At 33.9% G+C, this 25,778-nt stretch carries 20 protein-coding genes; 5 read left to right on the top strand and 15 right to left on the bottom strand.

All coding sequences use genetic code 11. From position 1 onward, the window contains the following. Window positions 1-9 precede the first annotated feature (9 nt). Window positions 10-492 carry a glutathione peroxidase gene (locus LSO06_RS02690; RefSeq protein ID WP_231760533.1) on the bottom strand — a complete coding sequence of 161 codons (483 nt, stop codon included), beginning with the start codon at window positions 490-492 and terminating at the stop codon, window positions 10-12. A 260-nt stretch (window positions 493-752) separates the two neighbouring features. Between LSO06_RS02690 and grpE the strand changes: the two genes are divergently transcribed. The 4 genes from grpE to rlmB are packed head-to-tail and all read left to right on the top strand — an operon-like array spanning window position 753 to window position 5,061. Beyond that, a complete protein-coding gene (gene grpE / locus LSO06_RS02685) occupies window positions 753-1,301 on the top strand; it encodes a nucleotide exchange factor GrpE (RefSeq protein WP_231760532.1) in 549 nt (182 codons plus the stop codon). 25 nt (window positions 1,302-1,326) lie between these two features. Beyond that, window positions 1,327-3,225 (top strand): molecular chaperone DnaK, encoded by a 1,899-nt coding sequence (gene dnaK, locus LSO06_RS02680; RefSeq protein ID WP_231760531.1) that lies wholly within the window; start codon window positions 1,327-1,329, stop codon window positions 3,223-3,225. Further along, complete coding sequence (gene dnaJ / locus LSO06_RS02675; protein ID WP_231760530.1) at window positions 3,225-4,325, top strand: molecular chaperone DnaJ; 1,101 nt, start codon at window positions 3,225-3,227, stop codon at window positions 4,323-4,325. The genes dnaK and dnaJ overlap by 1 nt, the downstream gene beginning before the upstream one ends. A 1-nt stretch (window position 4,326) precedes the next feature. Continuing rightward, window positions 4,327-5,061 carry a 23S rRNA (guanosine(2251)-2'-O)-methyltransferase RlmB gene (rlmB, locus tag LSO06_RS02670; RefSeq protein WP_231760529.1) on the top strand — a complete coding sequence of 245 codons (735 nt, stop codon included), beginning with the start codon at window positions 4,327-4,329 and terminating at the stop codon, window positions 5,059-5,061. 241 nt (window positions 5,062-5,302) lie between these two features. On the opposite strand, the gene trxB is transcribed toward rlmB, so the two are convergent. The 7 genes from trxB to der all read right to left on the bottom strand — a co-directional run bounded on the left by trxB (window position 5,303) and on the right by der (window position 19,532). Continuing rightward, on the bottom strand, window positions 5,303-6,283 hold the full coding sequence (trxB, locus tag LSO06_RS02665) for a thioredoxin-disulfide reductase (RefSeq protein ID WP_231760528.1): 981 nt from the start codon (window positions 6,281-6,283) through the stop codon (window positions 5,303-5,305). A 65-nt stretch (window positions 6,284-6,348) separates the two neighbouring features. Beyond that, the gene (gene pheT / locus LSO06_RS02660) at window positions 6,349-8,094 is read right to left on the bottom strand and encodes a phenylalanine--tRNA ligase subunit beta (RefSeq protein ID WP_231760527.1); all 1,746 of its coding nucleotides are present in this window, start codon (window positions 8,092-8,094) and stop codon (window positions 6,349-6,351) included. Next, window positions 8,095-9,624: a phenylalanine--tRNA ligase subunit alpha gene (pheS, locus tag LSO06_RS02655; protein WP_231760874.1), complete on the bottom strand. Its 1,530-nt coding sequence runs from the start codon at window positions 9,622-9,624 to the stop codon at window positions 8,095-8,097. A 30-nt stretch (window positions 9,625-9,654) separates the two neighbouring features. Further along, a complete protein-coding gene (locus tag LSO06_RS02650) occupies window positions 9,655-16,245 on the bottom strand; it encodes a SpiroCoCo family coiled-coil protein (RefSeq protein WP_231760526.1) in 6,591 nt (2,196 codons plus the stop codon). 16 nt (window positions 16,246-16,261) lie between these two features. Continuing rightward, on the bottom strand, window positions 16,262-16,948 hold the full coding sequence (locus tag LSO06_RS02645) for an HAD family hydrolase (protein ID WP_231760525.1): 687 nt from the start codon (window positions 16,946-16,948) through the stop codon (window positions 16,262-16,264). A gap of 5 nt (window positions 16,949-16,953) precedes the next feature. Next, entirely contained in the window at window positions 16,954-18,207 is a 1,254-nt protein-coding gene (locus tag LSO06_RS02640; protein ID WP_231760524.1) for a hypothetical protein, read from the bottom strand. Further along, window positions 18,204-19,532 (bottom strand): ribosome biogenesis GTPase Der, encoded by a 1,329-nt coding sequence (gene der / locus LSO06_RS02635; protein WP_231760523.1) that lies wholly within the window; start codon window positions 19,530-19,532, stop codon window positions 18,204-18,206. The genes LSO06_RS02640 and der overlap by 4 nt, the downstream gene beginning before the upstream one ends. Before the next feature lie 86 nt (window positions 19,533-19,618). Here der and LSO06_RS02630 point away from each other — a divergent pair, with 86 nt between their 5' ends. Continuing rightward, window positions 19,619-20,383 (top strand): GerMN domain-containing protein, encoded by a 765-nt coding sequence (locus LSO06_RS02630; RefSeq protein ID WP_231760522.1) that lies wholly within the window; start codon window positions 19,619-19,621, stop codon window positions 20,381-20,383. On the opposite strand, the gene LSO06_RS02625 is transcribed toward LSO06_RS02630, so the two are convergent. The 7 genes from LSO06_RS02625 to rpsM all read right to left on the bottom strand — a co-directional run bounded on the left by LSO06_RS02625 (window position 20,373) and on the right by rpsM (window position 25,772). After that, on the bottom strand, window positions 20,373-21,164 hold the full coding sequence (locus LSO06_RS02625) for a TlyA family RNA methyltransferase (protein ID WP_231760521.1): 792 nt from the start codon (window positions 21,162-21,164) through the stop codon (window positions 20,373-20,375). The two genes, LSO06_RS02630 and LSO06_RS02625, sit on opposite strands and share 11 nt — an antisense overlap. Continuing rightward, complete coding sequence (locus LSO06_RS02620; protein ID WP_231760520.1) at window positions 21,145-21,936, bottom strand: TIGR00282 family metallophosphoesterase; 792 nt, start codon at window positions 21,934-21,936, stop codon at window positions 21,145-21,147. The genes LSO06_RS02625 and LSO06_RS02620 overlap by 20 nt, the downstream gene beginning before the upstream one ends. After that, window positions 21,926-23,467 (bottom strand): ribonuclease Y, encoded by a 1,542-nt coding sequence (gene rny / locus LSO06_RS02615; protein ID WP_231760519.1) that lies wholly within the window; start codon window positions 23,465-23,467, stop codon window positions 21,926-21,928. The genes LSO06_RS02620 and rny overlap by 11 nt, the downstream gene beginning before the upstream one ends. Window positions 23,468-23,541: 74 nt before the next feature. Further along, on the bottom strand, window positions 23,542-23,913 hold the full coding sequence (gene rplQ, locus LSO06_RS02610; protein ID WP_231760518.1) for a 50S ribosomal protein L17: 372 nt from the start codon (window positions 23,911-23,913) through the stop codon (window positions 23,542-23,544). Window positions 23,914-23,929: 16 nt separating this feature from the next. Continuing rightward, window positions 23,930-24,961 (bottom strand): DNA-directed RNA polymerase subunit alpha, encoded by a 1,032-nt coding sequence (locus LSO06_RS02605; RefSeq protein ID WP_231760517.1) that lies wholly within the window; start codon window positions 24,959-24,961, stop codon window positions 23,930-23,932. A 16-nt stretch (window positions 24,962-24,977) separates the two neighbouring features. Then, the gene (rpsK, locus tag LSO06_RS02600) at window positions 24,978-25,367 is read right to left on the bottom strand and encodes a 30S ribosomal protein S11 (protein ID WP_231760516.1); all 390 of its coding nucleotides are present in this window, start codon (window positions 25,365-25,367) and stop codon (window positions 24,978-24,980) included. Window positions 25,368-25,394: 27 nt separating this feature from the next. Further along, window positions 25,395-25,772 carry a 30S ribosomal protein S13 gene (gene rpsM, locus LSO06_RS02595; protein WP_231760515.1) on the bottom strand — a complete coding sequence of 126 codons (378 nt, stop codon included), beginning with the start codon at window positions 25,770-25,772 and terminating at the stop codon, window positions 25,395-25,397. Window positions 25,773-25,778: the final 6 nt, after the last annotated feature.

Below are 25,778 nucleotides of genomic sequence, written 5' to 3'. Positions count from 1 at the left end.
CAAAAAGGGCTACCTCACATTCAATAGTCTTTCAATCCTACCCTTAATACTCATTGGAGTAACTCTAGAATCATATCTATCTACTATCTCTCCTTCTCTGTTTACTAAAAACTTAGTAAAATTCCAACGAATATCTCCCTTAAACTCTTGAGGAGACTTTTCTGTTAAATACTTATACAAAGGGTGGGCATTCTCACCATTAACCTCAATTTTAGAAAAAATAGGAAATGAAACATTATAAATTGTCTGACAAAACCTTAAAATCTCCTCGTTTGCACCAGGTTCCTGTAAACCAAACTGATTACAAGGAAATCCTAATATAAAAAGGCCCCTCCTTCTATATATTCTGTAAAGCATTTCAAGATCTTGATATTGACTTGTATAACTACAATTACTTGCTACGTTTACAATTAGTAACACCTTGCGCATATAATCTGAAATAGAAATCTCAGGTCCAGATGCAAGTCTTACCCTAAAATCATAAATACTCATAAAATCCTCCAAAGACACTCAGAAAACTTGTATACACCGCTTTTAAATAATAAAGAAATAAATATTTTTTGACAAAAAAATACACATGAAAATTCCCTGATTTTAAAATATGTGTAAATATTATACTAACACAATTGAATAGTAAAAATTCACTCCTTTAAAGATAATCAAAATGAGTCAAATTCCCCGCAAATTCTTCCAAAAAAAAATTTGTAAAACATTTTCTTTAAAGATAAAATACTTTACGGAAGGAGGCTAAAATGGAAGGAAAGAACAAAGATGAAGAATCTGAGAAGGCTCAAGAACAGGAACATGGTACGCTCCCAAACAAAGACAGCTTCAGTATGGAGAAAAAAATTTCTGAACTAGAAAATGAAATTTCAAATATGAAAGATTTGTATTTAAGGAAACAAGCAGAATTTGAAAATTTTAGAAAAAGACTTGAAAAAGAAAAGGATAACTTCGTTAAATTTGCAAATGAGAACATAATGAAAGACATAGTCAACTTTCTTGACAACTTAGAACGAGCAATAGATTCATCAAAGAAATCAAAGGATTTTGATACTTTGCTGTCAGGCATTAGTATGATTGAAAGTGAAATACTCTCTAGCTTCGACAAAAAATACAACTTGAAAAAATTTGGAAATCTTGGTGATGCTTTTGATCCAAGTCAACATGAAGCACTGAGTATAGAAGAAAAAGAAAAGCTTAAAGTTCCAGAAATAGTAGAAGTGTACCAGAAGGGGTACTGCTACAATAATCGCGTATTAAGAACTGCGAAAGTTAAAGTTGCACAAAGCAAAAACTAACGTTAAAAATAAAAGGAGGTTATATATGGGAAAAATCATAGGAATTGACTTAGGAACAACAAATTCATGTGTTGCTATAATGGAACACGGGAAGCCTGTCGTGATACAAAATTCAGAAGGAGGAAGAACCACACCATCAATTGTAGCTTACACAAACAAGGGTGAGAGACTTGTGGGACAAGTTGCGAAGAACCAAATGGTTACAAATCCTGAAAATACCATATATTCAATAAAAAGATTCATGGGAAGAAGGTTTGAAGAAGTTGCGAGTGAAATCAAGATGGTTCCTTACAAGGTAGAAAAGGGCCAAAATGGAGATGCTCGTGTAAACATCTCTAACATAAAGAAACAGATGTCACCTCCAGAGATATCAGCTGCAACTCTTACGAAAATGAAGGAAACGGCCGAGGCTTATTTGGGAGAGACGGTTACTGAGGCCGTAATTACCGTGCCTGCTTATTTTAATGATGCACAAAGACAGGCAACAAAGGATGCTGGCAAGATCGCAGGGCTTGATGTTAAGAGAATTGTTAATGAGCCTACAGCCGCGGCCCTTGCTTATGGGATTGAGAAAAAACATGAAGAAATAGTAGCTGTCTATGACCTTGGTGGGGGTACTTTTGATATCTCAATACTTGAACTTGGAGATGGTGTTTTTGAAGTTAAATCAACAAATGGTGATACTCATCTTGGAGGGGATAACTTTGATGATGAAATCATTAAACACTTAATTACAGAGTTTAAGAAGGATAGTGCTATCGATCTTTCAAATGATAAAATGGCACTTCAAAGACTTAAAGAAGCATCTGAGAAGGCAAAAATAGAGCTCTCTGGTGCTCAAGAAGCATCAATAAATCTTCCATTCATAACAGCAGATGCAAATGGGCCTAAACACTTACAATACACTCTAACAAGAGCAAAATTTGAACAGATGGTAGATCACCTAGTTCAAAAGACAAAAGAGCCTTGCCTTAAAGCCATTAAAGATGCCGGCCTTAAGGCTTCTGACATAAATGAGGTAATACTGGTTGGGGGTTCTACAAGAATACCGGCTATTCAAAAGATTGTAAAGGAAATATTTGGTCAAGAACCAAACAAGGGAGTAAACCCTGATGAAGCTGTTGCTATAGGAGCTGCTATTCAAGGTGGAATTTTAACAGGCGAAACTAAAGATATGGTTCTGCTTGACGTTACTCCACTTTCTTTAGGAATTGAAACTCTGGGTGGAGTCATGACAAAATTAATTGAGAGAAACACTACAATTCCTACAAAGAAGAGTCAAGTCTTCTCAACAGCAGCTGACAATCAAACTTCCGTAGATATTAAGGTTTTACAAGGGGAACGTGAGATGGCGGCTCAAAATAGGGTGCTTGGTAATTTCATTCTTGACGGCATACCAGCAGCGCCTAGAGGAGTTCCACAAATTGAGGTTAGTTTTGACATTGATGCTAACGGAATAGTTCACGTTTCTGCTAAAGATATGGGAACTGGAAAAGAGCAAAAGATTAGAATTGAATCCTCATCGGGCCTATCTGAGGATGAAATTGAGAGAATGGTAAGAGACGCAGAAGCTCATGCTGAGGAAGATAAAAGGCTAAAAGAAGACATAGAAGCAAAAAATACTGGCAATTCCTTAATTTATCAAACAGAAAAATCTCTTAAAGAACATGGCGATAAAATTACAAGTCAAGACAGGCAGGCGATTGAAGATAAAATTAAAGAGCTTAAAGACGCATTAGAAGGATCTGATGTATCTTTGATTAAATCAAAAACAGAAGAACTTCAGCAAGCTTCATATAAAATAGCTGAGGTAATGTATAAGGATGCTCAGGCCAATGCATCAAGTCAAGGCAATGCTCAAAACAATACAGGTAGTGAAGGCAAAGAAGCTGATTACGAAGTTGTTGACGAGGATAAGGGGTAGTGAAAAAAGATTATTACGAAATTTTGGGGCTCTCAAAAGGAGCCTCAAAAGATGAAATCAAGAAAGCATATAGGAAAATAGCAATCAAATATCATCCTGATAAGAATCAGGGCAATAAAGAGGCCGAAAATCTCTTTAAAGCAGCTACAGAGGCTTATGAAGTTTTGGGGGATGACAATAAACGTGCTCAATATGATAGATTTGGACACACGGCTTTTGAAGGCGGAGGTTCTGGCTTTAGTGGGTTTTCCGGCGGATTTAGTGGATTTACAGACATCTTTGAAGATTTTGGAGATATTTTTGATTCATTCTTCACTGGAAGAAGTGGACAAGGAAGACACGGCCAGAGTATGAAGGGCAAGGACGTATCATATCAAATAGAAATATCACTGGAAGATGCTTATCTTGGCTACAAAAACAATATTAATATCACAAGGGAAAAACTATGTGAATCCTGCTTGGGGAAGAAATCTGAGAAAGGAACAAATCCTTCGATATGTAACATGTGCAATGGCAGCGGGCGCGTAATGCAAGGGGGGGGGGTTTTTAGGGTAACAACACCATGCCCGAAATGTCATGGGAACGGAAAAGTAATATCAAATCCATGCAAGCCATGTAAAGGAAGGGGAAGTTTTACTTGTCAGGAAACAATTGAACTCAATATTCCACCAGGAATTGATGATTCACAACAAATCAAAATGAGAGAAAAAGGAAGCATAAATCCTGACAATAGAAAATATGGTGATCTTTATGTAAGAGTTTCAATAAGACCACATAAAATTTTTAAAAGAAACGGAAGGGATCTATATGCAGCACTACCAATAAGCTTTACTCAGTCAGCTCTTGGTAAGGAAATAAAAATAAAAACAATATCCGAAAAAAAAATCACAATTAAAATTCCGAGAGGTATAGAAAATGATGAACAAATCATTATTAAGAACGAAGGTATGCCAATATTACAGACGGAAAAGTTCGGAAATCTTATTTTAATTACTAAAATAAAAATTCCTAAAAATCTAAATCAAAATGCCATTAATTTACTGAAGGCCTTAAGTCAAGAGATTAAAGATATCGATGCGGTAAACTTAGATAAAATTTAATATGTACATCACACATGCTAATTCCATCATTGAGAGTATAAAAAACAATAAGGGATTTGAGTTGTACCTTTCAAAGGTGAGTCCAAAGAGCAGGGCCATTGAAGAATTAGCTAGGGAACACAACATAAAAATAATCAAAGTTAAAGATGTTACTAGCATAATTGGAAACAGTAACCACAGAGGATTTGCACTAAGATTACAGGACTTAAAGTTTCAAAATACAAGTACTAGCAATAAAAGTTTGGAGGAACTTTTAAAAGAATTTAAACAAAAAAATCGTATATTTATCCTAATACTGGATGGAATCGAAGATCCTCAAAACCTTGGCGCAATTCTGAGAACAGCAGAACAGCTTAACATTGATCTTGTAATTATTAGTCAGAAACGAAGTGCTAAAAACAACTCAACTATCCTACGCACTAGCTCTGGAGCAAGTCAGTACGTCAACAAAGTAATGGTTCCAAACATAAATAATGCAATAAAATCTTTAAAAGAAAACGGATTTTGGGTATACGCAAGCGATATCGAGGGAAAGGAAATAAACAGAATTAAAATAGATGATACCAGAATTGCACTAATTATGGGGAATGAGGGGAAGGGAATACACAAACTTACGAAAGAAAATGCCGACTTTTTAGTAAAAATTCCAACCAGTGGTAGAATAGACTCATTGAATGTCTCTGTTTCAGCAGGCATTTTAATATTTGAAATCAAAAGACAACTTAACTTACTTTAAAAGCAAGTTCCTGCCCTAGAGAAGGCAAAAAATCTACACAAAGCAGATCCTGAGCTCAAACATGATTAAAGTTGCAAACAGAAAGCGGAAAAAGATCAGCGTAGATCTAAAGTCAAAGAAACAGAACACCAAATAAAAATCGGGAGTCTTTTTTGAATTTGCTTAATATAAAAGACACAGCACAAAAGATTAAAAACTTAGTTGTATGATACTTCTTATTATTAAAAACAGAGTTAAAGAATTAACCTAAAAACTTTCCAAGTTCAACAGAAGCCACAAATCCTTCGGCCGCCGCTGTAACAGCCTGCGCATAAAGCTTATTACTAACATCCCCACAGGAAAATACACCCTCCACACTTGTTTTAACACAATTTTGCGTCACAATATACCCATCCTCATCGAGTTCTAAAAATCCTTCCAGAAAATCTGTGTTCGGCCTGTACCCAATGGCCATAAACAACCCACTTACACTTAATTCGAAAGTAGAATTATCTCTATTATTTACAACTCTCACTCTAGATACAGAACCTTCTCCATTAACCTCTATAGCTTCACAATTATATAAAATTTCAACATTAGATAGCTTTGAAACATTCTCCCTTAGCATAGCGACAGCCCTTAAATAGCCTTTTCTCACAATAACATACACCTTTGCCGTTAATTTACTCAAATAAATGGCCTCTGTAATTGCTGTATCGCCTCCGCCAATTACTGCCACATTTTTGCCCTTAAAAAGATGTCCATCGCAAATTGCACAAACAGAAACACCCCTGTTCCAAAATAAATCCGAATTCTTAAGATTGTCAAGCTTTCGAGGTGCCGATCCTGCTGCAATAACAACAGCCTTACTTTTATAGATATAATTATCAGTAAAGAGATAAAAAACATTATCTCTCTTTTCTATAGATCTTACAGTTTCAGGATAAGTAGTAGCTCCCAAATTCACCGCCTGCTCTTTCATATTTAACATCAATTCTCTTCCATTTATGCCATTTTTAAACCCTGGATAATTGTACACCTCTGTTGTCGTTGTAAGCTGTCCTCCAGGTTCAGGGCCTTCCAAAATAACCGTTTTATATCCCCCCATAACAGAGTAAATTCCAACTGTAAACCCAGCCGGACCTGAACCAACAATTATTACATCTTCAACAGAATTCATCTCTACTCTCGAATTCTCTTTAGCGTCTCGCTTCTTTACCTCAAGTGACTCAAACTTCAACATAATTCCCTCTACCTCCCTTTCTGTACCCTTTCAATATGTAGATAAAACTCTTTAACATAACTTCATTACACTGTCTTGGATATCCGAGCAGCTTTTAAAAGATTGCTAATATTAATTTCTAGAACAGAACACGGAACAGTAATTCCGAAATTACTTAACACATAAGGCGATACCTCACCAAAATTACCTATACAAAAGTCATCTACAAAAATATCAGCTCCTCTTCCAACTATATAGAGCCTTGCATTCGATTCTTCCAGTTTAAATTCAATATGTAAGTAATAAAAGAGAGATGCAAACAAAGAGCTAATTTCGTTAAATGTAAGATCCTTATCTGCCATCAAAAACCCCAAATTATCATAAGTCACAGTACCCTCTAGACTATTTGATTCCCTTAAAACCACCTTACCAATTTCAAAAATTTTATGTGGATAAGGAAAATTAGAGCTAATGCTTTCAGACTTAAGCAAATCAGGTATTATAGAGGCTCTAATATATTCATAATTTTCTGTCATCGGATTGGCAATGCTGAGAAAACAATCTTCTTCCATGCATGCCTTCTCAATTAGATCTTTCCTAGATCCTAGATAATTATAAATCATTTCCTGAAATCCCATTCCGATCATTAAAGATTTAACTTTTCTTGACAGTTCTTCTATCTGGGTGAGTCTGCCTATAGTAAAATTTCTGGGCAGCTCTGGCTTGAAACTATCCAACCCTCTTGCTATCATTATCTCTTCAATAGCGTCCACTTCATGAAGAAAATCATTTCTGTAAACGGGAGGGGTGATATATATCTTGTCTACATTTCTAGAATCACTCTCCCTATCACAGTAAGTAAATGCAGGCACCCCCAATTTTTTCAGATCAAGACACATATCACTTGCGGTTAACTTGCTTCCAAGCATTCTGTTAACATTATCAACACTAATCCCCACCTTATCTTGGAAATAATAAGGACAAATTATTTCCTTCCCCAATAAAGTATCATTGGGGAAAACTGTCTTTACCGGTAAAATATCGAATCCCATATCATACAAATCACAAGAAACAACCGACAAGCATAATAGAGTAGCCTCAAGATTAGTCCCCGTAACCTCAATGAATAAATCAGTATCACCCACCTTTAAAGCTCCAATATCATAAGAATTAATTATTGGCGGATAGGAGAGAACGTTACCCTTATTATCTACCAGCAAGGGGTACGTATTGCAATCTTTAAGAATTGAAGAATATTCTATTCCTTTAGGGTGTCTTTCATTGATTTCCGCAATAGACATCTCGGTTTTCATACCCAGTGGTATGAATTTATAGTCTCGGCCGCATCCAATATAGTTTATTGGAAACTCAATAGACTCCGCAGAATACATTCCCATTGCAATTCTTCTACGTTTTTGTCCATAATTCTGACAAAGTTTTTCCTGCAACTGAATTAAAGCATCAAGTGTCTTATCATCACAAACCATTCCCTTTGCTAAAAATCCGAAAACAAAAGGCCTAATACCAGACATCATCTGAGTAGAAACTCTAATCTGCCCATAAGACTTTTTCAAATCATCAGCCTTGGAGAAAAATTCAAAAGAAGGCAGGCTTTCAAAAAGATATGCTTTAATTTGGCGCGCAAGCCCTACAGCCGACCACAAATCTGGTCTATTTGTATCGTTAAACTCAATTTTTATCTTATCATTTCCTGCATCAAACTCATCAATTTCAGCCTTGGCTATCTCAAGCACAGACGCGAGTTCACGATCTGTTAGCTTCTTTCCTATTTTTTCCAATAAAATACTCTTATAAACTTCAACCTTCGGCATTTACCTTCCTCGTCTTAAGATAACACTCCCAATATCATGAGTAAAAAGTTCCCTCAAATCATTTAGCCCTAAGTGCATTAAAGCCATTCTATCAATACCAATGCCCCAAGCAACGACGGGCACATCAACTCCAAATGGTTTTGTAACCTCTGGCCTGAATATGCCGCTACCGCCCAACTCAAACCACCCAAGAATAGGATGTTTCACATGTATTTCAATCGAAGGCTCTGTAAATGGGAAATAAGCAGGAACATATCTAACCTCGGTAGCCCCAGCAAGTTCCCTAGCAAAAATCTCAAGCAGGCCAAGTAAGGTCTTAACATTAACATCATCCCCAATAACTACCCCCTCTGTTTGGTAAAAATCGGCTCCATGAGTAGAATCAACTTGATCATACCTAAAACACCTAACAATTCCAAAATATTTGCCAGGATTTTTTGCATTCATTAATTGCTTAGCCGATAAAACTGTACCCTGAGTTCTTAATACTAACCTTCTTGAAATACTCTCATCAAAATTATATCTCCACCCTCTCGATCCTGTGTTAAACCCACCCTCATGAGCAGATTTAACATTAAAGAATAAAGATTCTGGTAATGATCCTAACGAATTTGGCTCTTTAATATAATAAACATCTCTTACATCACGAGCAGGATGAAATTGAGGCATAAAAAGAGCATCATTGTTAAAGAACTCTGACTCTACCAAAGGTCCATCAAACTCTTCAAATCCAAGACCCACAAGTCTATCCTTAACCATAGCGATATACTCAGAATAAGGATTTGCACGCCCGATGAAAGTCTTGTTTGACAAAACATGAATATCATACGCTCTAAATTTTTTACCTAAATAAGATCCCTTTTTTAAAATTTCTGGTGTTAATTTTACAATCTGATCCGTTGGAAACTCACGAGCTACATACTCAGATCTTACTTCCAATCCAAACTTAGTAAGTTCAAATCTTAAATCCAACCTTTCTTTAACCTTAAATAAGGTATCACTAGCTCCTTTTCGTTTAGACACGCTAGAAATAACAAGCAACTCATCTTCTGACAAGGCGTCTTCCAATATACCGCCACCTTGAGCTCTTAAAAGAAGTCTTTTAACCATTTTATAATTAGCAGGTTTTTCTAAATCTTTAACAATAATTTCCTTATTTGGACCTAAAGATATCACTTCTTCTTTAATTAAATTTCCAAATGCCTTGCCAATATCCTTAACCTCAACACCCAATTCTTTCGACAAATCGGTAACTAAAACCCTCTTACCAGATACAAGATTGATTATTCTCTCTTCAACCAAACCATTTTCTAAAGCATCAAGCCCTTTTGCAGTTAAATGATAAAACACATTAACCTTTCTAAAAATTTCACTAATAATACCCTTACAAGAAAGCCATTCAATTACTTTATTTGATTGACCCTCATTGTACGATAAATCCTCAGAAAGATTGAAAGCAGAAATTTTATCACCCTCTGTGTAACGAAGAATTACTTCTACCTCAAGAGGATGCAATGTTTTTAATGTCATTTCCAGTCTATTGTCCACAAAACTATCCCTTTAATCTTCATTTTTACTATTAATTCCAAGTTCCAAAATAAGTTCTACCTCTCCAACGGATAATTTAGTGGCCCTAGAAATTTCTGAAGCACTCCAACCTTGCCTCATAAGCTTAATAACAGAATCTCGAACGGTTTCATTATTAAGCCCAACATTATCCTTATACTTAGACTCTGTCTTTACAAGAATTCCAAGGGTTTTTATTCTCTCTTCCGCAGCTACATTTAGGTTCTCTAGTCTAGTCTCAGATTTAGCAACCCTCTCTCTTATGTTTCTAGTGTGCTCCAACTTGCTCTCAATCTCTGCTAGCATTTCTGTAAGAGTTTGGGCATTACCCAACGCTTCTTGCGATAAATTCTTATTTACCATTAATTCCGCCATAATTACTCTTAATTCACCAAGTCTTGCCTGAAATTCTGAACCCTCTTTAACCAATGACTGCATTCTATTCTCTATTTCAATTATTAAGTCAAAATTTTTATCAACAGATTCTACGGTAGCCTTTAGTATGCTCTCTTTGTTACTGATCCTATCATAATTATCAAGGATATTATTCTGCTCTTCCCTAATTTCCTTAAGCTTAGTTTTATAAATTTGCATCTCATCATAAGTTTCTGTAAATCTCTTATATCTATCCCTAAAAGAAGCATAAAACTCAAGAAATTGATCAAAATCCTTCTTAATACCTTGAAGATCTGTTTGTTGTTCCTTTAAATCATTAAATACCTCAACAATATCTGATGATTGACTTTGGATATTTTTGATTTCTTTATTAATTTTTTCAAAATCTTTCTTGTAGTTTTGAACAAGCTTCATCTCATCCGTTAAAGTGCCCCATAGACTTTCTAATTTGTCCTTGAAAGAATAAGCTTCTCTGAGTACATCATTATTTCTTGCCAATTCAACTTCAAACTCCTTGTATTTTTCAACTTGAACACTTATGGCAGAGTAACGGCTCTCAAATTCTTCATTTAAATCAGCCTTGTATAAAGTCAAATCATTCCTAACTTCATCGACAAATCGATCAAGCTCGCTATCATAATCCAAAATCTTCAACTTAAGCTGTGAAGCATTCTCATCTATCTCTTTAAACATTGCTCCGCATGTTTCCTTAAGCTCAACTTCCATCTGATTAACCCTATTACTTAATCTATCTTTTAAAGCTTTAATTTCTTCTTCTGAATAACTAAAACCACTCTTAATTTCATTTTCAAATGAAATGTAATCCTCTTTCATAGAACCAGTAAAAGAATCATAGCTCTCCCGAATTGTCCTCTCAATATCAACCCTGTATGTGTTTAGCTTCTCAGAAATATCTAAAACATCATTTCTCATAATATCTACTCGAGATTCAAAATCATCCTTATTATCTAAAAATTTATCTACAATTTCCTGCTTCTCTCTCTCAAGTCTTGAAACTATTAAACCAAATTCATCCTCCAATTTCTGGTTAGCCTCTTCTATTCTAGCCTTAATATCTCTTTGTTGATTTAAAACTCTCTCCTCTATCTGAACCCTAGCCTCCTCAATATGCAAATTGATCTTCTCATCCAGAGATTCAACTCTAGAACCAATAATTTTCTCAATGTTTGAAATTCTATCCTTAAATTCATCCGTAATATTATTCAAGTTAAGACTAGAACTATCGTTAAACTTCTTAATATCTTCTTGCAAATCATTAAAAATTTCTTCTGCTCTTTGCTCAACACTATCCTTAATGGCCCTTACAGTATTTTCAATAACAGAAATATCGCTTTCAATCCTTTTTACACTTCTTTCTGCAGCATTTGTCTTCTCTTCAAGTGTTTCGTAAGTACTTTCTTGCCAATTCTTCATCTCATCCTTAACCCTTAAAAACCAAGAGTCAACATTATTTTGACGATTATCTATTAATTCAATAAATTCATCCATACGACTAGCAGCATTTGCTTCCATTTTAATCATTTTATTCTCTGCTTCTCTCTTCCTAATATCAAATTCTTTACTAAATTCTGAGTAAAAATTTTCCTTATTAAGAATAAGTTCCTGCTGCAACTCAACCTTATAACTTTTCATAAGGACTGATTTATCTTCTAAACTCTTAACTATATCTCTTTCTAAATTCTCAATCCTCTGATCCGACACTTCAACAAAACTTTCCAAAGAAGTCCTTAAATGCTCACTTCTCTTCTTTAAGTCTTCAAAAAAATCTTCTTCAATAAACTTTAAATGTGTTGACACGTTCTGATAAGAATCTTCTTTAAGCCTCACAACATCCTTTTCAATATTACTTAGACTTAATTTAAGTTCTCCAAGATTTTTTAACTGTTCCCTAATTTCTCCTGTCATTCTTGTATTTGCATGGGCAAGTTCTTCACCCAAATCAGAAATACATGAATTTAATCTGCCCTCCATATCACGATGCATACTATTATACTTCCCCTCTAACTCTCTATACTTATTCAATATCATCTCTTCTACAAAACTACTCCTCTCCTCTATCTTACCCTCAATCTGCTCCTGCTTCTCAATATACTTCCCCTCTAACTCCCTATACTTATTCAATATCATCTCTTCTACAAAACTACTCCTCTCCTCTATCTTGCCCTCAATCTGCTCCTGCTTCTCACTGTACTTCCCCTCTAACTCTCTATACTTCAAGTCAAGAGTACTGCTGATTTCAGCATGACATTTACCAATTTTATCTTTTAAATCTTTTTCTATGTCCTTAAAACTATTTTCAATTAACTTAAGTGAAGATATTTTGTTATTAATCCCATTCTCATACTTTGCAATCTCTTCATCAATTGAAGCAGTTGTTCTCATCATATGTGACTCAAATTGTATCTTCATTTCTTTCTCAATATCTGACTTAATTAAATCAAATTGATAGCTTATCGTGTCGTTATTCTCACTTATCCTTTTTCTTAAACTCTCCTCAAACTCTAAAATCTCCTTTGACCTTTCCTCCACTATCTCAAAATTGCGATCAATCTCGCTTATTTTTATCCTCAAATTTTCATCATTATCTGTAAGTATTTTATATATTTCATCTCTAATCTTTAAAATAGCCCCTTCACTTTCAATTAAAAAAGTTGAATACCTTTCTTCAAGATTATTTTCAAAAACTTTAAATCTTTCCTTATAAAGATCATTTAAAAACTCAGATTTATCCTCAATATTACTCTTAAGTTCATTAATCCTTTCTATAAACTGCTCTTTTAACTTAACAACATCATTGTCCATTATCCTCTTGTAATCAACAGCTTCTTCTCTTCTGGTTTCATATTGCTGTTCAATTTCCTTTAAAAATTCATTAATTCTTATTTCTTCTTTTTCTATTATGTCCTTAATCTTAATTTCAAAGTTTTCAACTTGATACTTCGACACATCAAAAGATGATTTAAAACTCTGTAAATTTTCATTCATATTCCTACTAAGAACATCTATCTTGTCTGTCAATTTTTTGCTTATATCTTCAATCTCATATACTATCTCATTCTCTAATTTATTTGAAAGAGTTTCTGAATACCCTCTAGAATTAAGTATTACCTCATTATATTTTTCATTAATCTCTTTGTTTAAATCATTAAACCTTGAACTGAGAGAGTCAAGAGTAATATCAATATTTGCCTGAAATGAAGTAATATCCGTTCTTTTGTCTTGCAATAAACTGTCAACTTCTTTAACAAACTCTTCAGATCTTTCTAATACCGTAGCAAATTTCTTAGATAAATTTTCTTCTATCTCCTTAGTGTCTGCGTCAAAATGACTAATGATATTAGACAGCAACTCATCCGAATATATATTCCCTTGGTTTCTAAATTCATCTATCTTTTCAAGATAGTAACTCTCAAGCCCCTCTATGGTATTCTTAAGATCCCTAACCTTTAGGGATACCTCAGATTCTAATGAATTAATATCAACCCTTCCTGAAGTCAATACATTTTCGATATTAACTGCTATTTCGCTCAATTTCCCCTGCCAATCAGTAATCTTGCTATCCATTTCAACACTAAGCATATCTTTTCTACTCAAAATGTCCTCAGATATCGAGTTTAAAAAATTGTCTATTTGCTTTTGATTCTCATTCTTAATTCCGGCAAACTCTCGCACTCTAGTTTCAATAAAAGAATCAAGATCCGTCCTAAAATTACTTAGGACATCTTCACCCTCGAGTTTAAAATCTTTCAATCTATATTCAAGTTCTTCTATTTTGTTTCTAATCAACTCTTCTTTACCAGAAAATTCTTCATTAAGGCCATTAAGCATCATAATGGCCTTATCATGAATTATTTCAGCCTGATTATCAATAAACTCTTTAATGCCTAACAATGTATCATTGCCCTTCCTATATGACATATCTTTCAACTCTTTGTACTTTTCTAATACTGAACTTTCAAGATCCTCCGTTTTTGATGAAACGTACTCAAGTCTTTCATTAACATCTCTTTCTAAGGACTCCACTTTAGAAGAAGCTGATAAGAGTAGCTCTTCACTTGAGATCTTAATATCTAGTAAAGATTTGTTTAAAGCAATAAGCTCATCTTTCCAATTGCTATGCATATCCATTGCCTTCTTCTGAATATGATCTGAAAGTTCGCCAAAGATACTTTCACTAAGCTCTTTTCCTTTTGCCCTTTGCACTTCAATCAAATTTAAAAATTCTTCATTGGTTTTATTCAAATTGGACTCAATATTCTCTAGATTAGAACTTACTTCCTTCTGCCAATTTTCGTACTGCAATTTGGTAGCTTCCATTTTACTAATAAATTCACCTATATCTTCACTATAATTACTCTTCAAATTAGATATTTCCCTACCAATATCATCACTGATGCTAATCAAATTGGATTGAAAATCTGACCTTAAAATTTCAAAGTCTTTCTTCAGCAAATCATTCAAAGATCTCATGTCATCTTCTAACTTTTTACTAGTAACATCAAAATTCTGGTAATCAATATTTGATTTTTCAAAAGCTTTGTCAAATTTCTCATTGTACTTGATAGCAAAATCATCAATATTGCACTCAAGTTTATCTGCAATATTCTTATACTTACTTTCCAGCTGATTTTCTAAATCACTACTTTTCAGATTTAAAGATTCAAAGAGAGTATTATATTTTGAATTAATACTTTCATCTAAATAAGAATAATCACTAACAAGCCTATCATTGATCTTTTTAAGATCCGCATACAAGCCGTTTTCCAACTTAAGTATCTTATCCTGAACATCTCCCTCAATACTTGAAATCTTTGTTTCTAATTCATTCCCAGTGCTACTCATCCTTGAAAATACACTTTCGCTAAATTTATCAATATCTCCCTCTACCTTTGTCTTAAAATCAACATATATTTTATTAGAGTCTTCCTCAAGTTCATCTAACAATGTCTTAACATTTGTCTCTACACTTTCCATTCTAGAATTAGCGTTATCTAGGCTAAGTTCTATTCTCTCTCTTATATCACTGTTAAACTGATTTATCTTATTATCATACTCTTTATAAATCTCTCCTACATTAGATTCAATCTGGACCCTAAATTGATCAAAGATATCCGCAACTTGTTCTTCATATTGTCTTATTTCTTGTTTAATGGTCTCTTCAATAGAATTCAATCTAGAATAAGCATTATCTTTAAAAACAGAACTTACAGAAGAAATTTCGTTATCTATTAACATAAGCTTGTCCTCAAGTTTATCTCTCATTTGCACAGAACGTTCATTGACATAAACAAATACTCCATCAAACTTTGCCTGTAGCTCCTCATTCAATCTGTTTAAAATAAAGTCTTCCTTATCATTAATTTTAGTTTTTGCCTTTTCAAGTATAAGCTCAATAGAATCCTCTATCGATTTATACTTGTCTTCATACACAATCAAAGATTCTTCTATTGACTTGTTATAGCTCTCTATATTAGATTCAATCTTGAATAAAAATTCCTTAAACTCATTATCAAGCTTCTCATTACCTTTATCTAAAATTTCACTCTTCCTCTCCTCAATAATTCCTAAAGACTCTTGATAAGACATAATATCTTGATCTAGATTATTCATTCTCAAGCTTAGTTCTTCAACGGTGTTGTCAAACTTCTTCCAACTTTCAATCTTAATCGCCTCAAGATTTTCCTTATTTGTCTTATCGAATTTTTCAAAAACCGAATTCAGCCTAGAATCAACAGAATCAATCTGAGTATTAAAATGCTTTAAAGTCTTTGAAAGCTTATCTACGATTTTTCCATCGACTTGCAGTCTTTGTATATTGTCCTGTACTTTAAGCGTCATGTCATCTAGCTCTTTAAGCATAGAGTCATGATAAGCAATCTTTTTCTCCACTTCCGCAAAATCATTACTTTTATTCTTAATTTTTTGTTGAACTTCATCTATTTTTTTTATAATCTCTATGCTAGAACGCTGATAAGCTTCCATGTCAACGGCAAGATTGCTGATCTCTTTTGTCTTCTCTTCAATAAAATCTTCAAGATTATCCTTGGCAATATCGACAAATTTTTTAATCTTATCTAGGGCCCTTGAACGCCTGTCATATTGTCTATAGATAAATAAAATTATAAAAACCAATAAAAGATTAACTAAAATGGTTACAAAATCTATCATAAAATATTTTACCCATCTATATATTTAAAAGTATATATTTTTGCAATTCCTTATAGTCATTAAAAATGAAATCACATTTCAAATTATTTAATAATTTTCTACCAGACAAATAAGCCGTTCTCATTAAAACTCCACCAGCACCTAAAATATCATACTCATAAGAATTCCCAACATATAAAATATGCCTACCTTGCATACCAAGCTCATCCATAATCCTTAAGAAGGCCATTTTGCTTGGCTTTAAATACCCAGTATCCTCTGATGAATAAAGAACATCCCAAAAACTGTCCTTAATGTCTAACAAGTTGCTTACGCGGGTTGCAATTGGAAAATCTGACATCACACCCAGTTTTATTCCCTTATCTTTAAGAGAGTAAATCAAATCACGCACACCAGAATAAGGTTTAAATTTTTTAAATTTATTTCCAAAAGCCTCCCCATAATAAATCTTATTTAATAAAAATTCGCACTTGCTCTTACTAAACCTTAAACGCATAGCAAGCATTTCAATCTGCATAGACACTAATTTATCTCTGCTAGAAGGCTCACTTTTTTCTCTTTGTAAAATTCTTATTTCCTTTCTTACCTTTTTGAAAACCAAAAAAAACCTAATATTTCTTAAAAACTCAGGCAACATTGCCAAATTCATACTAATCTCAGGATAAAGAGTTCCATCAAGATCAAATACTACAGCTTTTATCATAGTAGCTAACTATTTATCCTATTTAGTATTGGAACTACAGTCACACCCTTTATAGATTTTGCTCTAACTAAATGGATATACGAATTCGGATATCTTTTCCTAAGCGATTTAATTGAAGTCTCACTATTAACCTCCATCACAGAGGTTCTAAAAATCGATTCTTTATCAATAAATGGAAATAACACAACAACGTGTTTATGAAACACTTTCCCAGAAGCCCCCCCTTTCATTGTTGTATTAATAGAACCAAAATATATATGACCAGGTTCGTTTAACGTTAAGTAATAAAGAATAAACTCTAAGTTATCAATCTCATACCCACGATTTTCAATGTATTTGAAGAAGCTAACATTGTTTACATCATTTTCTTTAATTCTAGTTAAATCCAAGTCAGCATTAATATTTTTAAGCCTGTATCCAATATTACGGATCCAGTCAAGTCCAAAAAACAAATCCCTACTAAATTCATATTTTTCAGTAAAACTATTACCCCTGACTCCAATGTGCTTTACCTTAAGATCTTCTATTTTTAAAAGCCCCTTCGTCATTGTCTTGTAAATTGAATCAGCTACCCATTTACCAAACCCAGAGCAATTAAATCCCTCAACCTCACCTTGAGGTTCTCCTGTTTTAATATACACCATCTCTCCCAAATCGCTCATTGCACCATCGGGAACCTCAGCAATTGAAGAATTCTTTAAGAATGTTCTAAACTTGTCAACCATGCTGGAAACATTCTCATAGACTTCAAAATATTGAGGATCAAAAAATTTCAAGTCAATAAAACTGCTAACATAATCAGCTATTTCTAGGAAAGAACCCGTAGCAATATCTACGATCTTAAAAGGCAATTTGACCTCTTTGTGTATTAAAGTATTTATTAGATAAAAGTCAGCACTAGAATGCGAACCACTCGGTTTTATTCTAATAAAAGTATCTGCCCTGTGTATAAAAAATATTTTTATTTGCTCAATTCCATCCTTTCCAACTTTAACTACATAAGAACCTGGAAAAATATAGGATACCCCGTCTTTGCGATGGAAAAAAGAATAGTAAACGTAATCTCCCTTTGTTGAACTTGAAACCTCGACATAATAACCGTTTGTAGTATAATGCTTGTGAGGCTTGATCCTTTCTGAAAAATTGCTTGAACTAAAATACCGAGAGTGGTTTGCCCTAACGGTAAAATCGTGGAAAAAACTCCCATATGCTAAAAGATTGATCCTGATAATGACTAGGAATAAAAGTATACATCTCACTTCGAACTTCTTGCCTTTTCTCTAATTTCTATCAGAATTGGAATATTTGCATACCCAATCTTACGAATGTTATTTACTAAATAATTATAGTAAGAATTTGGAAAATTAGTAATTTTATTAGCAAATAAAATAAACCTGACAGGATTAACACTAACCTGGGTTATGTACTTCACCTTGTGCGTTGTATTTAAATGATAATCCTTAATCCACAAATTTAACATTTTATTCAAATCAGCGGTATTGATCTTAAGCTCAAGTTGTTTCTTTAATTTAATTGCTTCCTTAAAAAGACCGTCTAAACCTATCTTCTCATGAACGGATATTCTTAATACGGGGGCAAAGTTTAAAAGTGGAAAAAAGAAATTAACACGATTCTTTACGGCTTCAAAATAACCTTTCTTGATCTCTACACAATCCCACTTGGTAAATACAACGACAATACCCTTGCCCTTCTTAGTTGCATAGTGAGCAATTTTCTTATCTTGAGCTGTTAAGTCTTCATTAGTATCAATTAATAAAAAAACAACATCCACCATATCAATCACTCTTAAAGCCCTACTTACAGAATAATACTCAATAAGTTCATCTACCCTCGATCTTCTTCTTATTCCAGCCGTGTCAATGACCTCAAATGTCCTTCCATTCCTTTGAAATTTCGTCCTAACAAAATCCCTTGTAGTGCCTGCCTCCTGAGAAACAATAGAGACCTCACTTCCTGACAAAAAGTTAATAAGAGTGGATTTGCCCGAATTTGGCTTGCCTATAATACCAATTCTAACATCAACATTTTCCTCGCTCTCACCGCCACTTGCTAATTTACCAATCGAATTTTTTAAAAAAACCCTTAAAGAATTAATCCCTTTTCCACGAGCCGCACTGACTAAAAACCTCTTCTTAAATCCCAATTTTTGAAACTCATAAACCAAAGATTCCTTACTCTGCCCGTCTATTTTATTTAATACCAAGACTATCTTATCACTATATTTTCTCAGTATTTCAATAAGTTCATAATCCTCTGATAGCATTTCGTTTACGTCTAGAACAAGCAAGATCAAATCAGCACCATCAAGCGAGTTGATAACCTTATCAACTACAATTTTGCTAACTTCATCCCTTAAAAGCGTAAATCCGCCAGTATCCACCAAATAAAATCTACAAGAATCAACCTCACAAATCTCTTTAATCAAATCTCTAGTAACCCCATAAGTTTCGTCCGTAATGCTTCTTCTTGAGTTTAAAAGCTTATTAAACAAAGTAGACTTACCAACATTCGGCCTGCCTACAATAAAAACACTACGATAGTCTTGCGTCCTAGAATTAATCAAGGATAATTTGCCTCTTTCTTTATATAGTTATTTTCATTATAATATCAGATATTATATGTTTATGCCAATTATAGACGGATGTTCGGTTGAAGAGGAAGAAAAGGAATAGACGCAAGAGAAGTAATTTTAGCAAGACAGATGTATTCCTGGTACTGTTTGCCATTTTTGCTACGGGACTTTGTTTATTGCTAATGGTTAAAAATTCGTTAATCAAGAACATATTTAATGAGCAAATTACTGGTTATGAAAACTTTGAATTTGATTCATCAAAACCTAGTAAAGTAATAGAGGCTGAGTTAGACAATACAAAAAGAGAAACTGTTAAGATGGTTAGTGATGAGAAATTTTTAATCAAACCTCCTGAAATACAAAAAATCGAAGAAGAATTTAAGCACCAACAACAAAAACTTTCAAAAAAGAAAAAAGCAGTTAAACTGTATTTCATAAAAGTTACTGCTGAAGGGCATTTTTTAAAGCAAGACATTAAAAGGACTATTCACTATGACAAAAATATTCTTGAAGAAACGCTAAAAGCACTTATTAATGGACCAAATGAATATGAACTTAAAAACAACTATTTAAGTTTAATTCCCATTAATACTAAAATACTAAATTTAAGCATAAGTGATGGTATTGCTCACATCAACCTATCTAAGGAATTTTATGAAAATAGCTTTGGAGTAGAGGGTACAATCAACCAAGTAAACCAGATTATCTTAACATGCCTTGAGATCCAGGGCATTAACGGAATAACTTTAAAAATTGGCAATAATCCAATAATACTTGAAGATTTCAATTTAAATTTCTCAGGCGTTTTAGATAAAAAAACACTTCAAAGTATCAATCATTAATACTTTTAAGTAGTTCCAGAGACTGATTAAGCTCCATCTGGGCGTTCTTGGTAATTAAAAACATAAATTCTTGATTTCCCTTTCTTCCCTTGATTTTAAGTTTTAGTATGTTTTTAACTTGTAAGTTGTTGTCATAAAATCTTCTAATTACCTTATCTAGTATTTTAGTCAGGTGTTTAGAATCGACCACACCACTAAAACCTTTTATATCTAAATCTAATCCTTTAAGTTCAAACTGAGGTTTAATAAGAGCAATGATAAACCCGTCAGAAAGCTTATTAATTAAATCTATGCATATGCCAACTGCAGATCTAAAAGAAACATCAACAACAGCTAAATTGGGGGAGACGTCATATTGTTTAACATCAAATATATTAGTCTTCTCATAAACCTTAACCCTTGGGTCAACTCGCAGCTTATAAGAAAGCTGATTAAAGCCAACATCAACAGCATAAACTAACAAAGCTCCTTTTTGCAAAAGACAATCTGTAAACCCACCCGTTGAAGCTCCAACATCAACACAGACCTTACCTTTAACTGCGATTTTAAACGATTCCAATGCTTCTAAAAGTTTACCCCCTCCTCTTGACACAAACTGATTAACTTCGGATTGTACCAAACTTATTTCACTACTCTTTACCAGTAAAACCTTGGGATTGAGCTCCTTGTGCGAATTGACGTACACACTTCCAGTTAAAATTAATATCCGCAACTCATCTCTTGTCAAATTAGGGTAACTTTGACAAAGCAAATTAAGTAAACTATTTCTGTATTCTCTCAATCTTTAAAGCACGTCCCGTCTTAATATCAGAAGTAATGACAACCCCTTGTATAATCACGTTATCCTCAACAACCTCTGTTCGCAGGGAAACACACTCAAGCAACCCCTTAAGAGAAATTTCAGGACTAAACCCTATTACAGAATTTAAACTGCCTGTCATACCAAGATCACTGATATAAGCAGTTCCTTTTTCTAAAATTCTCTCATCTTGTGTCATTACGTGCGTGTGTGTGCCAACAACTCCCGTAACAAGTCCATCCAAAAAATATCCAAAGCTCTCTTTTTCATAATTACTCTCAGCATGAAAATCAACAAAAATAGTTTTGACCTTATTCTTGATCATATTTACAAACTTTTTTATATTTTCAAAAGGGTTTTTAACAATAAAAGTCATTCCCAAAAACCCTTGAACATTTACAACAGCAACCTTTTCATTTCTGATATTTAAAACACAATAACCATGTCCCTCAAGTAAATCTGAAAAATTATTTGGTCTTAATATATATTTCTGCTTATCTAAATATTCTTTTATACTATGGTCAGAATAGACATGATTACCTGTAGTAACAACATTAACACCAGCTTTAAAAAGATTATCTGCTATCTCTGGGGTAATTCCAAACCCCCCAGACGAATTTTCTCCATTAGCAATAACAAGATCAACGTTATATTTATCCTTAAGGATCTTAAGATTAAAAAAAATCTTTTTCAATCCCGAATCACCTATTATATCCCCAATTATTAAAGTCCTAATAATGCCACTATCTTGCATATTCAATAACTCTGGTTTCTCGAATAATAGTAACTTTAATTTTACCAGGATATCTCATCTCAACTTCTATTTTCTTTGCAATGTTCCTTGCAAGCATGGTGGCTTTCTCGTCATTAACCAATAAATTGTCAACAATAATCCTAACTTCACGCCCAGCCTGAATTGCATAACATTTTTGAACGCCCTCAAACCCATAAGCAATTTCCTCTAGCCTCTTAAGTCTGTTTATATAATTATTCAAACTTTCACGCCTTGCGCCAGGCCGAGATGCAGAAATAGCATCCGCTATTTGAACAACAATAGCTTCAAGACTCTCTGGTTTTATTTCGTTATGATGAGCAGCAATAGCGTTAACAACAATGTCACTCTCTCCACAACTTTGCGCAAGCTCAGCTCCCGTAATGGCATGCCCCTCGCTATTCTCTGAAATACTTTCCATGCCCTTACCAATGTCATGCAAAAGACACGCTCTCTTTACGACAACAGGATCTAACTTCATCTCCTTAGCTAAAATTTCACCCATTATTGCTGTTTCTTTTGAGTGACTTAAGACATTTTGACCATAGCTACTTCTAAAGTAAAGCCTACCAAGCCCCCTAATAAGTCTCTTATCAAGTCCATGAATATTTAAATCAAATACTACCTTCTCTCCTTCTTCAAGGATAATATTATTTATTTCATTAGTAACACTATGAACAACTTCTTCAATTCTTGCGGGGTGAATTCTCCCATCTGTAATAAGTCTCTCAAGCGTTCTTTTAGCTATTTCCTTTCTTACTGGATTAAAACAAGATATAACAACAGCTTCAGGAGTATCATCAATAATGATATCAGCCCCTATTAATGTTTCAAGCACCCTAATATTGCGCCCTTCCTTGCCAATTATCCTGCCTTTCATCTCATCGTTAGGCAATGCAACAGAAGCAATAGTAAATTCAGAGCTAACTTCTGTAACCATGCGCTGCATGGTGGATACCAATATATCCTTTGAAAGCTTATCTGCTAAAAGCTGAGCCTCTTGTTCGCTTTTATTGATAATAATCTGAGCATCCCTTCTAGCCTCATTTTCAACTCTCTCAATGACGATCTTTTTTGCTTCCTCTTTCGTTAAGCCAGAAATATTTTCTAATTTTTTAACTAAAGATATTTCTTTTTCTCGTATCGTCTTTTCTTTTTGTTCAAATTCCTTAACTCTGGAATCAATTCTACTTTGTTGCTTATCAAGAGCAGACATTCTCTTGTCCAGTGTCTCCTCTCTTTGTAAAAACCTTTTTTCTAAGTTAAAAATTTCATTCCTTCGTTCTCTTATTTCCTTATCTTGCTGATTCTTTTCTTTAAGCATCTGAGCTTTTGCATTCGAAATAATCTGCTTTTTTTCATTGCCTATCTCTAAAATTGCTTCTTCTTTTATCTTTTCTAGCTTTTTACCTAAGTTTAATAAAGAAATTCTATCTAAAACAATTCTTATTGCAAAACCTAATACAACGCCTATAACAACAGCAAGAATAGAAGAAAAAGTAATATACAACATATAGCTTACCTCTTATCCTCTAAACTAACTAAATATAACTCCTTAAAAAGGAAATACTTAATATGTAAAGACTATTACTTTTCTTCTAGGGTTTTATCAACTAGCTCAAGAATAGCCATCTCAGCAGCATCTCCACGTCTCTGCCCTAGTTTAATAACCCTAGTATAACCGCCCTTTCTTTCTTTAAAAATGGGGGAAATATTGGTAAATAATTTATTAAGAATATACTTATCGTGTATAAACCTTGACACTTCCCTTCTGTTATGCACGCTATCTACCTTTGCTCTAGTAATTAGTTTTTCAGCAAATCTCTTAACTTCACCCAACTTAACTTTAGTAGAAGTTATTCTCTCGTGCCTAAAAAGAGAAATTACCATATTCCTTAAAAGCGCCCTCCTGTGGCTTGATTTCCTGTCTAATCTATTAAATCCTATCCTAGTCTTCATATGAAACAGTTTCCTTTTACTTAGATATTTTATCGTTTTTGTTTAATACTTTAATAGCCTCCGTCTTAGCCATCCCTAAGAATAACCCATAAATACTAAGCTTCTCAATTATTTCTTCTAAACTTTTTTTCCCAAAGTTTCTAGCCCTTGAAAGCTCTTCCGAAGTCTTACTAATAAGCTCCCCCAAAGTTTTAACATTCTCCTTAGTCAAACAATTTAAGGATCTAACAGACAAATCTAACTTCTTAATACTCATATTAAGCAAGTCAGATTCTTTCAATTCAGAATTTTCAAGCGATTGAACAATCTTATCCTCAAAATTCACCAATGGAAGTAAAAACTCTCGCACTACAGAAGCAGCCTTTCTTATAGCATCATTAGCACTAATTGCACCCGTTGTCCATATTTCCATAATAAGCTTATCATAATCAGATCGTTGCCCCACCCTAGTGTCCTCAATAGAATATGACACCTTTTCTATTGGGGAAAATATAGAATCAAGCGCAATAGTATTAACTTCTTCCAAATACCTAGCATTGTGCTCAGAAGAAACATAACCTCTCCCATAATTAACTTGAAACTCAAAATCCAAACTTGCATCACCTGAAAGTGTAGCAATAACCAAATCTTTATTTAATACTTCAACGCCCTCTCTTTCAAAATTAGCAGCTCTTAACACATTAGTGTCCCTACCATTAACAGAAAAACTTATAACCGTACTACTAATCCCCCTGTCTAGCTTTAAATGAATATTCTTAATATTAGCAATTACTTCAAGAGTATCTTCCACAACTCCAGGTATTAAATCAAATTCACTTGAAACAGCCCTCGAAGATCCCCCCTGATTAGACTGAATTCTCATAGCAGATATAGCGTACCCCTCAATAGAAGATAACAAAACTCGCCTTAGAGTATTTCCAATGGTAACACCAAACCCTTTCTCAAAAGGATATATTACAAATTTCCCATAAGAACCATCATCCTCTCCCCTTAAAAACTCAATCCTATCAGGTATAGTAAAATCTTTCAAAAGTTTATCTAAAGACATCAGTTAGTTCCTCCAATTAAACTCGTCTAGTTTTCTTAGGCCTACACCCATTATGCGGTATCGGAGTTACATCTGAGATTGACTTAACAACTATACCAGCCGATCCAACAGCACGTATAGCAGACTCTCTACCAATCCCTGGTCCTTTCACAAAGACATGTACATAATTAATACCAAAATCCTTAACCTTACCCAAAGCAGACTCAGCAGTCATCTGAGCAGCATAAGGAGTCGATTTCTTAGCCCCCTTAAACCCCATACCCCCCGCACTTGCCCAAGCTAAAGTATTACCCCTTATATCCGATACAGTCACGATTGTGTTATTAAAAGTAGCTTGTATATAAACATTACCCTCTCCAATAGTCCTCTTTACTCTTCTTTTGTTAGTCGATAATTTTGCACTCAATCTTCACCCTCCATATACAAAACAATCTTATTTAGCAGCTATTTTCTTATTAGCAACAGTTCTTCGCTTACCCTTTCTAGTCCTTGCATTAGTTTTAGTTCTCTGTCCCCTTAAGGGCAACCCCTTCCTATGCCTAACTCCCCTATAACATGCAATATCCATAAGCCTCTTAATAGACATAGCCAACTCACTTCTAAGCTTCCCCTCGACAACATAATCACTTTCAACTATCTTTCTAAGCTTATTAATTTCATTATTATCTAAATCCTTCGCTTTTTTATCTGGCGCAATATCCGTCTTTCTGCAGACTTCCAAAGCTCTAGCCCTTCCTATGCCATAAATAGATGTAAGAGCTATCTGAAGTTGTTTACCATTAGGTAAATCTATTCCCGCTATCCTAGCCATTATATC

The sequence above is a fragment of the Borrelia sp. RT5S genome (assembly GCF_021165755.1).
Classification (GTDB): domain Bacteria; phylum Spirochaetota; class Spirochaetia; order Borreliales; family Borreliaceae; genus Borrelia.
The sequence above is the reverse complement of the archived record's forward strand: the minus strand, read 5'-3'. Positions and strand labels throughout refer to the sequence as shown.